An 8,820-nucleotide genomic window follows, 5' to 3' on the forward strand; every position below is an offset into this window, starting at 1 on the left:
CCGCCCTGGCCCTCCGCCCCGGCCGCACCACGGCCCCCCACACCCTCGTCGAGGAGATCTGGGCGGACGACCCGCCCCAGGACGCCCCCGCCACCGGCACGCAGACCCGGTACGCCGGGACCTGCCCGCCGCCGGCCGCGCGGGCGCCCGCGTTCACGGCGCGGTTCACGGTGGGCCGGCTGCCGACGCGGGTGGAGTACCGGTGGGTGCTCGCGCACGGTTCGGTGTCGGACCCCGGGTGGCGGACACTGTCGTTCCCGGCGGGCGGTGCGCGTACGCGGGAGCAGCGGGTGACGGTGACGACGTACGCCGAGGGCGGGACGGTCGACGACGAGATCGGCGTGGAGGTGCGCGGTCCGGTGCGGGCGGCCTCGGACTCGGTGCCCTTCTCGGTGACGTGCACGACGACGGCGGAGACCCCGTCGTCCGGGACCTCCGCCTCGCCTTCCGGCTCACCCTGAGGACCTCACCGGGCGAGTCGCCCCGGGAGGGCCGCCCTGCCGGACGGGCAGGTGCGGGTCATGCCGCGTTGTTCAGGACCGGCAGGTAGCCGCCGGACTGGCCGGCCGCGGTGGGGTGGTACGACTCGCCGATGTCGAGCCAGTTGACGCTGTGCAGCCAGGAGTTGCCGGAGCAGATCTCGTGGCCGGAGAAGGTGGTGCGGACGTCGCCGAAGACGAAGTTGTGGGCGGTGGCGCGGGCCTTGATGGTGGTGTCGAGGTAGTCGGCGGCGTCGTTGATCGCGGACCGCTTGGTCTCGGAGAGGCCAAGGCAGGTCTGGCCGAGCAGGTAGAAGCGGGGGTAGCCGATGACGACGACCCGGGCGGACGGGGCTTTGGCGCTGATGGCGTTGTAGACGGTGTCCAGCTTGCCGGGGAGCGTGTTGGCGACGTACGCCCTGGCGGTGTTGATGCGGGACAGGCACGTGCTGTCCGAGCTGGTCACGCAGGTGGTCATGACGTCGGCGAAGCCGGCGTCGTTGCCGCCGATGGTGAGGGACACCAGCGAGGTGGAGGAGTTCAGGGAGCCGAGCTGGTTGGCGAGCACGTCGTCCGTCTTCGCGCCGGAGCAGGCGTTGAAGGCGAACGAGGAGGGGCTGTGGGCGGCGTTCCACAGGTAGGGGTAGGCCTTCGTGCTGCGGTCGCAGTCGCCGCTCGAGCTGATGTAACTGCCGGCGCCCACCCCGGAGGAGTAGGAGTCACCGAGTGCGACGTAGCCGCCGGTCGCGGCGGTCGAGGACGCCTGCGCCGAAGCGGCCCCGGTGAGACCGAGGCCGGCGGCGAGGAGGAGCGAGGTCACGAATCCGGTAAGTCGGGAACGTCTCATGGAACCTCCCTTTAGCAGGATCTCTGCCACAACTGTGGTAGCAGCTACGCGTGTTGACAGGAAGTGTCCATGCCAAGACTTTTGTCATCTCGACAGGATCGATCCGAAACGTTCACCGCTCATCTATTGCGCACGCCTGCCGCAACCGTTGATGCCCCGTCACCAGCCGGGCGGGCGGCGGGGACACCCGGGACGAGGGACGGAAATACCGTGCGCGGAGCGCATCCGTGACGGATCATGGCGGCATGTCCGCCAACCCGCACGACGCTCTGCCGATCCGGCTCCACGTCGACGACTCCGACTCGCCGTCCGACGTCGTCGACGCGCTGTTCCTCGGCCGCTTCGCGACGGGCGAGCAGCCCTACTCGCACGCCGCGAACATCGACCGGGTGCGCTCGGGCGCGACCCTGCTGCCGGAGGGCGCCCGCGTGCTGCGGGTGGCCCGCGACGAGGACCGCAGCGCGACCCTCGCCGAGGGGGACGGCTGGACCCTGCTGGTCTCCCGCTGGAACCGGGGCGCGGACGTCACGGTCACCGCGACCACCGCCGAACTGGCCAAGCGGATCCTCGACCAGGCCACGGACGGCGCGGCCGACGAGCCGGAACCCCAGCCGGAGAACGTGGCCATGGGGTTCTGGTACGTCTCCCCCAGGCGCGGCCCGCACCGCACCACCCGGCAGATCTCCGCGGGCACGTGGGACGAGGTCCGGCCCAACTACACGGCGCCGGTGGCGGACGCGATGGACCGCCTGATGAAGACGACCCCGCAGGACATCGCCGGCCGGCTGCTGCTGCTCCACGGCCCGCCCGGCACCGGCAAGACCTCGGCCCTGCGCACCCTCGCCCGCTCCTGGCGCGACTGGTGCCAGGTCGACTGCGTCCTGGACCCGGAGCGCCTCTTCTCCGACGTCGGCTATCTGATGGACATCGCCATCGGGGAGGAGGACGGGGCGGGCAAGGGCCGCTGGCGCCTGCTGCTGCTGGAGGACTGCGACGAGCTGATCCGGGGCGAGGCCCGGCACACGGCGGGCCAGGCCCTGTCCCGGCTGCTGAACCTCACCGACGGCCTGCTGGGCCAGGGCCGCAACGTGCTGGTCGGTGTCACCACCAACGAGGACCTGGAGCGGCTGCACCCGGCCGTGGTCCGTCCCGGCCGCTGCCTCGCCCGCATCGAGGTCGGCCCGCTGACCCGCCCGGAGGCGGTGAAGTGGCTCGGCACCGAGGAGGGCGTCGGCCGGGACGGCGCGACCCTGGCCGAGTTGTACGCGCTGCGCCGGGGCACCGCGCCGACCTCGGTGCCGGGGGCCCGGGAGGGCGCGGACGCGGGCCTGTACCTGTAGTGCTTTGATGAGGGTATGACCCTGTTCGTCGGCACGTCGGGGTGGCAGTACAAGGACTGGCGGGAGCGCGTCTATCCGGCCGGGGTACCGGCACGGCTGTGGCTGGAGGAGTACACGCGGCTGTTCGCGACCGTGGAGGTCAACAACGCGTTCTACCGGCTGCCGTCGTACGACACCTTCGCCGCCTGGCGCGTCCGCGTCCCGCCGGACTTCGTGGTCGCGGTCAAGGCCAGCCGGTATCTCACCCACGTCAAGCGGCTGAAGGACCCCGAGGAGCCGGTGCACCGCCTCATGACCCACGCGGCGGGCCTCGGCGACCGCCTGGGCCCGGTCCTCCTCCAGCTGCCGCCCACCCTGCGCGCCGATCCGCCCCTGCTGGACGCCTGCCTGGCCTGTTTCCCGCCCGGTACCAGGGTCGCGGTGGAACCCCGCCACGACTCCTGGTGGACGGGCGAGGTGCGCGAGGTGCTGGCGTCCCGGGGCGCGGCCCTGTGCTGGGCGGACGTCCTGGCCCGGCCGGTCACCCCGCTGTGGCGCACCACCGACTGGGGCTACGTCCGCTTCCACCAGGGCCGCGCACAGCCCTGGCCGCGCTACGGCCGCCGCTCCCTGGAGACTTGGGCCGACCGCATCGCGACGACCTGGTCCGACGGGGAGGACGTGTACGCGTACTTCAACAACGACCCCGGGGGCGCGGCGGTCCAGGACGCGGTGGCGTTCGCCCGGACGGCGAGGCGGGCCGGCCTGGAGGTGACGAGAACACCGGAGCCCGCGGAGCTGAGCTGATCCGCCGTCCGGTCGGCACGACGGCGCCGCGGCCACGAGGGCGCCGCGGCCACGAGGACGGGATCCGGTGGTGCCGGACTCGCCTCAGCCCCTCCCGTAGGCCGCCCGCAGGGCGTCGCGCACAGCACCCAGTGCCTCGTCCTCGGCGAGCCCGAGCCGCCGCACCCGCTCGGCGTACGCCTGGGCGGCCAGGGAGGCCTCCCGTACCGCGGCCGAGCCGGCGGCGGCCACGAACGTGCCGTTGCGCCCCCGCGTCTCGATCACCCCGTCGCCCTCCAGCGCCCGGTACGCCTTCGCCACCGTATTCACCGCGAGCCCCAGGGACTCGGCCAGCCCCCGCACGGTCGGCAGCCGGTACCCCACCGGGAGCGCGCCGGAACGCGCCTGCTCGGAGATCTGCGCCCGCACCTGCTCGTACGGGGGCGCGCTGTCATCGATGCGGATCTTCAGGCTCACACGGCCGATTGTCCCGCACCCGCCGGAAAATGAGAGGCACCCGGCCCTCCAGGCCCGTACGGTGCCTCCTCATGACCGTCCTCGTGCGTCCTCTGCGCCCCGACGTCCCCACGGACGTCGAGGGCTTCGCCCGTGTCCGCCGGCTCGCTCTGCCGTACGTCCTGTTCACGCCGGAATCGGTCCGGCACACGGCGGCCCACACCCACCCGGACGCCCGTTTCCGGCCGCTCGTCGCGGAGGAGGACGGCGAGATCATCGGCACGGCGCAGGTGCACCTGATCCCCGAGAGCCCCGACCCGGGCCAGGGCGCCCTCAACGTCTACGTCCGCCCGGACCGGACCCGTCGCGGGGCCGGCCGGCTGCTGGTCCGGGCCGCCGAGGAGTACCTGACGGACGTGGGCGCCACCAGGCTGTTCGCCTGGGCCCTGGACGAACAGGCCAACCGGGCCTTCGCCGAGCGGCGCGGCTACCGGCGGGGCCGCACCGCGCACTTCCTCCGCCTCGGCCTGCGGGAGGACACGCTGCCGCCGCTCCTGGAGGTCCCGCCCGGCGTCGAACTGCGCACGGCCGCCGACTTCGCGGACGACCCCCGGCCGCTGTTCGAGCTGGACGCGGAGACGATGCTCGACGAACCGAGCGACGTGGACTACGCGTTCACGGACTACGACGTGTGGCTCGCGGAGAACTGGCGCCACCCGCTGCTGAACAGGGAGCTGACCACGGTCGCCTGTGTCGACGGCCGTGCGGTCGCCTTCACCGCGGCCTACACCGACGGCGACGGCCGCTACTCCACGGCGATGACCGGAACCGCCCGCGCGCACCGCGGCCGTGGCCTGGCCAAGCTCGCCAAGATCCACTCTCTGCACCGGGCCCGTGCCGCCGGTGTCACCGAGGCCTTCACGGGCAACGACACCGGCAACGCCCCCATGATCGCGATCAACAAGTGGCTCGGCTACGAGGTCTGTGCCACGGAGGTGCGCTATGTCCGCGAACTCGGCTGAGCCGGCCCGGCTGGAGGTCGTCCTGGTCAAGGCCGGCCGCACGAAGATCCGTTACCCGGCGGACCTCCTCGCGGACGACGGCGACCGGATCGCCGTACGCGCCCCCTGGGCGGGCTCCGGGGTCCGGGACTTCGGGTTCGTGCGGTTCGAGCCCGGTGACATGTTCACCGAGTACTACTGGCGGGACCGGTGGTACTCGGTGAAGGAGGTCCGCGCGGCGGACGGCTCGGTCAAGGGCTGGTACTGCGACGTCACGCGTCCCGCGGTCAGGTCCGGCACCGAGCTGACGGTGGAGGATCTCGACCTGGACCTGTGGCGCTCCGCGGACGGGCGGGACGTACGGCGTCTGGACGAGGACGAGTTCGCCGCGAGCGGCCTCGCGGAGACGGACCCGGAGGCCGCGTCCGCGGCGGTGGCCGCCCTCGACACCCTTCAGGCGCTGGCGGTCCGGCCCGACGGCTTCGCGGAACTGCTGGCCTGACCCTGGCCGGCCTCCCGCCGTCACACGGTGGCCACCACCGCGTACCGCTCGTCGTCGACGTCCTTGCCCCACAGCAGGCGGTCGTCGGACAGTCGCTCCACGCGCACGCCCCGGCTCAGCGGCTCCAGCAGGGCGGTGAGCCGGGCGGCCGGTATGCCGACCGGGGTGAGCGTCCCCCAGACGCCCTCCACCAGCACGAACCGGCCTCCGGGGCGCAGCAGCCGCCGCCAGCGCCGCAGCGCCCCGGCCGGGTCCGGCAGCGCCCACAGCACATGCCGCACGAGGACCGCGTCGAAGCGCCGCTCCCCCACCGGCGGGGCCGCGGCGTCCCCGCACACGATCGCCGCCGGGTGCCCGGCGAGCTTGGCCCGGGCCCGCTGCGCCATCGCCACCGACCGGTCCACACCCGTCACCCGGTGCCCCTGCTCGGCGGCGAGGAGTGACAGGCTGCCGGTGCCGCAGCCGAGGTCGAGGACGTCCGCCGGGTGCCCGGGGAGCCAGGCCCGGAGCCGGTCCGCCCAGGCCGCGCGCACCTCGGGGTCGCGCAGGCCGTGGTCCGGTTCGTCGTCGAAGGCGGCGGCCCGCGCATCCCAGTCCTCTTCCGGGGCAACCGCAACCGTGTGCGCGTCATCGCTCGTCATGCCCAGAGAGTGACACACGCCACTGACAGTGCGGACGTGACAGCCGCCACTGACAAACCGGCACCGATGAGGAACTCTCCCCGAAAGCGTCTACCTCCGTGACAACGCGGAACCCGGTGGGCACTGAAGGAGGCAGCCATGCGCCGTACGACCGTGCAGAAGCCCCTGAAGAGGACGGACAGCCGCCGGATCCGCGACGAGGCGGAGGAGCGCCCGGCGGGGCGCCCCGAGGTGCGCAGGGACATCGCCCGCACCTGGTGGCCCGACGGCTGACACGGCGACGCCTCAGCGCAGCCGCTTGCGGTAGTGGATCCGGTCGTACGGGCCGTCGACCCGGCGCGCCACGACCTCGTAGCCGTACTTCGGATAGATCTTCTGGTTCTCCCACATCATCGCGTTCGTGTAGAGCCTGATCTCGTCGAGCCCCAGTTCCCGCGCGCGTGCGTCGACGAAGCGCAGCAGCCGCCGCCCGACGCCCGTGCCGTGGGCGTCGGGGTGGACGGCGACGCTGTCCAGGAAGAGATGGCCGGGGAACGCCTCGACCACCACGAGCCCGACCACGGGCTCCCCGGTGACGAACACCTTGCCGGCGGACACGTCCGCCCCGTGGTCCGCCTCCATGGGCTGGGGCACCACGCCGATGCGCGCGATGTAGGGGTGATAGGCCGCGTCCGTCACCGCTCTGACGGCCGGTACGTCGTCGGTGGTGGCGGGGCGGACCCGTTCCGTGTCGTTGCCCTCGTTGCCGGTCATGTCCGCACGCTATCTGCCTGAGCGCAGTCTGAGCGCTTCCTTAAGCGGACCATAAGGATCTCCTCCGCCCGCTCCTGGCAGGCGATTTCACGGTTCTTCCGGGCTAGCTTCGGATCACCCCACGGGATTTCGCCGCTTGGCCGGTGAGGGTTCCGGGGCCTGTCCGGCGGCTCAGGCCGGACAGGCCCCGGCGGCACGTCAGCTGAAGGCGGACGCGCAGGTGGTGGCGGTGGCGTGGGCCGGGTCGAGCGCGTTGGCCACCTCGTGGAAGGCGATCCGGTCGAACAGGCCGATGGCGAGGTGTTCGGACAGGTCGAGCGGGCACAGGTCCTGGAGCAGGACGTTGCGGACGTCGGAACCGCTCAGGTACTGGGTGCGCCAGGGGGTGACCACCTCGTCGTACCGGGTGGCGATGACCGTGTAGCGCACGCCGGGGACGGTGTCGCCGCCCGCGTTGAGCTTGGTGAGGAAGCCGGAGCCGGTGATCTGGTCCGCGAGGCCGGGGGTGGTGGCCTTGAGCAGGTCCTCGGCGCCGGGGAAGTACGGCAGCAGGTGGGTGAGGCCGTCCAGGTCGGTGCCGTGGTTGTCGGGGGCGATGCCGACGAGGGCGTTCACCTTGGCGGCTCCCCCGAGGAACTTCAGGTAGTAGCGGGGCATCATGCCGCCCTGGGAGTGACCGACGAGGTCCGCCTTGGCGGCTCCGGTGGCGGCGAGCACCTTGTCGACGAAGACGGCCAGCTGTTCGGCCGACTTGTCGATGGGTCCGAGGCCGTGGAAGAGGGGGACGCCGGGCAGCTGGCCGTAGTCGAGGGAGTAGACGCAGTATCCGCGGCTCTCCAGGTAGGGGGCGAGACCGAGCCAGTTGTCGACCGAGTTGCCCAGGGTGCCGTGGACGAGGACGACGGGGCGGGGATGGGCGGCGGAGGGCTTGCAGGAGTAGTCGTTCCAGCCGGAGGCGGGGGCGTCGGAGGCGCTGGCGGTGGCGGCCGGTACGACGGCGACGGCGGCGGTGAGGAGCAGCGCGGCGAGGGGTCTGAGCACTCGTTTCCAGGGCAGCATCGTGTGATCTCCTTGCGGCTCACGGGAGGTGCACGGCCTGACCCTGTGATCCGGATCACGGGATGCTGTTCATTCGTCAAGTTACGAGCGAGTAGTGCAAGTGTGAAGTTACGCGTCAGTAAAAACTTCCAGTGATAACCGGGGAGGCGCCGGGTGTTGACGAGCCGTCACCGGACGCGGCCTCCCTCGGCAGGGATGCGCCGCCCTGGATCGCGGCGGGCGGCACGGTGATCGTCGACCCCGACGGCTCGTCTCACGCCGCCCTGGGCCGACCGAGCGCGCACACCACGGCCAGCGTCCCCGGCATCACCGCCCGTGGCCCGAACTTCGCCCGCGCGCGGTCCGCGACCTCCTCGACCCGGCGGACCTTCTCGTCCACGGGGTCGAAGGTGAGCTGGTGGGAGGCCTGGTCGGCGGGGGTCAGGCCCTCGGCGCGCAGGACGAGCGCGCGGACCCGGGCGCGTTGCAGGCCGAGCGCCTCGTACATGCCGTAGGCCGCCCTGGTCAGGTCCGCGGAGTGCGCGGTCGGCTCCCGCAGGGTGCGGCTGCGGGTGGTCGGGGCGGAGGTCCGCCCGCTCGGGGTAAGCCCGGGGAGGCCGGCGTAGCGCACGGTGAGGGTCAGGGTGCGGCAGACCTTCTCCACCGCGCGCAGCCGTGAGCCGATCTCCTCGGCGGCCGACAGCAGCGCCCGGCGGTGCCGGTCGGGGTCCACCTCGTCGAGGGCGAAGGCCCGCTCCGTCATCAGCGACCGCGAGACGGTGTTCGGGACGACCCGGCCGCGGTCGATGCCGGCGGCCTTCTCCCGCAGTTCCCGGCCCGCCCTGGCGCCGATCAGCCGCTGGAGCGTGGACAGCGGCGCGGCGGCGACCCGGCCCAGGGTGTCCAGGCCGTACCCGTCCAGGGTGCGGGCGGTCGCCGCGCCCACGCCGGGCAGTGCGGCGACGGGCTTGTCGGCGATGCGGGAAACGGGGGTGGTG

Annotated in this window: 11 protein-coding genes and 1 pseudogene; 6 read left to right on the plus strand and 6 right to left on the minus strand. The window is 72.7% G+C overall.

What is annotated here, in order from left to right; translation table 11 throughout:
- Positions 1 to 461 (plus strand): annotated as a pseudogene (locus tag ABZV94_RS38100) (serine/threonine protein kinase); the annotation flags it as partial.
- A 58-nt stretch (positions 462 to 519) separates the two neighbouring features.
- On the opposite strand, the gene ABZV94_RS38105 reads toward ABZV94_RS38100, so the two are convergent.
- On the minus strand, positions 520 to 1,326 hold the full coding sequence (locus tag ABZV94_RS38105) for an SGNH/GDSL hydrolase family protein (protein WP_356349045.1): 807 nt from the start codon (positions 1,324 to 1,326) through the stop codon (positions 520 to 522).
- A gap of 245 nt (positions 1,327 to 1,571) precedes the next feature.
- Between ABZV94_RS38105 and ABZV94_RS38110 the strand changes: the two genes are divergently transcribed.
- Together ABZV94_RS38110 and ABZV94_RS38115 are read left to right on the plus strand one after the other, a co-directional pair.
- Positions 1,572 to 2,666: a DUF5925 domain-containing protein gene (locus tag ABZV94_RS38110; protein WP_356349048.1), complete on the plus strand. Its 1,095-nt coding sequence runs from the start codon at positions 1,572 to 1,574 to the stop codon at positions 2,664 to 2,666.
- 15 nt (positions 2,667 to 2,681) lie between these two features.
- The gene (locus tag ABZV94_RS38115; protein ID WP_356349050.1) at positions 2,682 to 3,452 is read left to right on the plus strand and encodes a DUF72 domain-containing protein; all 771 of its coding nucleotides are present in this window, start codon (positions 2,682 to 2,684) and stop codon (positions 3,450 to 3,452) included.
- Positions 3,453 to 3,536: 84 nt separating this feature from the next.
- Here the strand turns inward: ABZV94_RS38115 and ABZV94_RS38120 are convergent, their stop codons facing one another.
- The gene (locus ABZV94_RS38120) at positions 3,537 to 3,908 is read right to left on the minus strand and encodes a GntR family transcriptional regulator (RefSeq protein WP_356349052.1); all 372 of its coding nucleotides are present in this window, start codon (positions 3,906 to 3,908) and stop codon (positions 3,537 to 3,539) included.
- Positions 3,909 to 3,979: 71 nt separating this feature from the next.
- Here ABZV94_RS38120 and ABZV94_RS38125 point away from each other — a divergent pair, with 71 nt between their 5' ends.
- Together ABZV94_RS38125 and ABZV94_RS38130 are read left to right on the plus strand one after the other, a co-directional pair.
- The gene (locus tag ABZV94_RS38125) at positions 3,980 to 4,909 is read left to right on the plus strand and encodes a GNAT family N-acetyltransferase (RefSeq protein ID WP_356349054.1); all 930 of its coding nucleotides are present in this window, start codon (positions 3,980 to 3,982) and stop codon (positions 4,907 to 4,909) included.
- Positions 4,890 to 5,390: a DUF402 domain-containing protein gene (locus ABZV94_RS38130; protein WP_356349056.1), complete on the plus strand. Its 501-nt coding sequence runs from the start codon at positions 4,890 to 4,892 to the stop codon at positions 5,388 to 5,390. The genes ABZV94_RS38125 and ABZV94_RS38130 overlap by 20 nt, the downstream gene beginning before the upstream one ends.
- Positions 5,391 to 5,410: 20 nt before the next feature.
- Here ABZV94_RS38130 and ABZV94_RS38135 read toward each other — a convergent pair whose 3' ends face one another.
- Complete coding sequence (locus ABZV94_RS38135) at positions 5,411 to 6,031, minus strand: methyltransferase domain-containing protein (protein WP_356349058.1); 621 nt, start codon at positions 6,029 to 6,031, stop codon at positions 5,411 to 5,413.
- Between the two features lie 138 nt (positions 6,032 to 6,169).
- Here ABZV94_RS38135 and ABZV94_RS38140 point away from each other — a divergent pair, with 138 nt between their 5' ends.
- A complete protein-coding gene (locus ABZV94_RS38140) occupies positions 6,170 to 6,304 on the plus strand; it encodes a hypothetical protein (RefSeq protein ID WP_356349061.1) in 135 nt (44 codons plus the stop codon).
- A gap of 12 nt (positions 6,305 to 6,316) precedes the next feature.
- Here the strand turns inward: ABZV94_RS38140 and ABZV94_RS38145 are convergent, their stop codons facing one another.
- From ABZV94_RS38145 to ABZV94_RS38155, 3 genes are all read right to left on the minus strand, one after another.
- The gene (locus ABZV94_RS38145) at positions 6,317 to 6,784 is read right to left on the minus strand and encodes a GNAT family N-acetyltransferase (RefSeq protein WP_356349063.1); all 468 of its coding nucleotides are present in this window, start codon (positions 6,782 to 6,784) and stop codon (positions 6,317 to 6,319) included.
- A gap of 198 nt (positions 6,785 to 6,982) precedes the next feature.
- On the minus strand, positions 6,983 to 7,843 hold the full coding sequence (locus ABZV94_RS38150; RefSeq protein WP_356349065.1) for an alpha/beta fold hydrolase: 861 nt from the start codon (positions 7,841 to 7,843) through the stop codon (positions 6,983 to 6,985).
- Positions 7,844 to 8,096: 253 nt separating this feature from the next.
- A partial coding sequence (locus ABZV94_RS38155) for a hypothetical protein (RefSeq protein ID WP_356349066.1) occupies positions 8,097 to 8,820 on the minus strand: 724 nt, incomplete at its 5' end.

The sequence above is a fragment of the Streptomyces sp. NPDC004658 genome (assembly GCF_040609555.1).
Classification (GTDB): Bacteria; Actinomycetota; Actinomycetes; order Streptomycetales; family Streptomycetaceae; genus Streptomyces.

Bases quoted from the DNA above. Each gene is read 5' to 3' on its own strand.
- ABZV94_RS38145 (WP_356349063.1), bottom strand. From the start codon at position 6,784: ATGACCGGCAACGAGGGCAACGACACGGAACGGGTCCGCCCCGCCACC.
- ABZV94_RS38150 (WP_356349065.1), bottom strand. From the start codon at position 7,843: ATGCTGCCCTGGAAACGAGTGCTCAGACCCCTCGCCGCGCTGCTCCTC.
- ABZV94_RS38110 (WP_356349048.1), top strand. From the start codon at position 1,572: ATGTCCGCCAACCCGCACGACGCTCTGCCGATCCGGCTCCACGTCGAC.
- ABZV94_RS38115 (WP_356349050.1), top strand. From the start codon at position 2,682: ATGACCCTGTTCGTCGGCACGTCGGGGTGGCAGTACAAGGACTGGCGG.
- ABZV94_RS38130 (WP_356349056.1), top strand. From the start codon at position 4,890: ATGTCCGCGAACTCGGCTGAGCCGGCCCGGCTGGAGGTCGTCCTGGTC.
- ABZV94_RS38105 (WP_356349045.1), bottom strand. From the start codon at position 1,326: ATGAGACGTTCCCGACTTACCGGATTCGTGACCTCGCTCCTCCTCGCC.
- ABZV94_RS38125 (WP_356349054.1), top strand. From the start codon at position 3,980: ATGACCGTCCTCGTGCGTCCTCTGCGCCCCGACGTCCCCACGGACGTC.
- ABZV94_RS38140 (WP_356349061.1), top strand. From the start codon at position 6,170: ATGCGCCGTACGACCGTGCAGAAGCCCCTGAAGAGGACGGACAGCCGC.
- ABZV94_RS38135 (WP_356349058.1), bottom strand. From the start codon at position 6,031: ATGACGAGCGATGACGCGCACACGGTTGCGGTTGCCCCGGAAGAGGAC.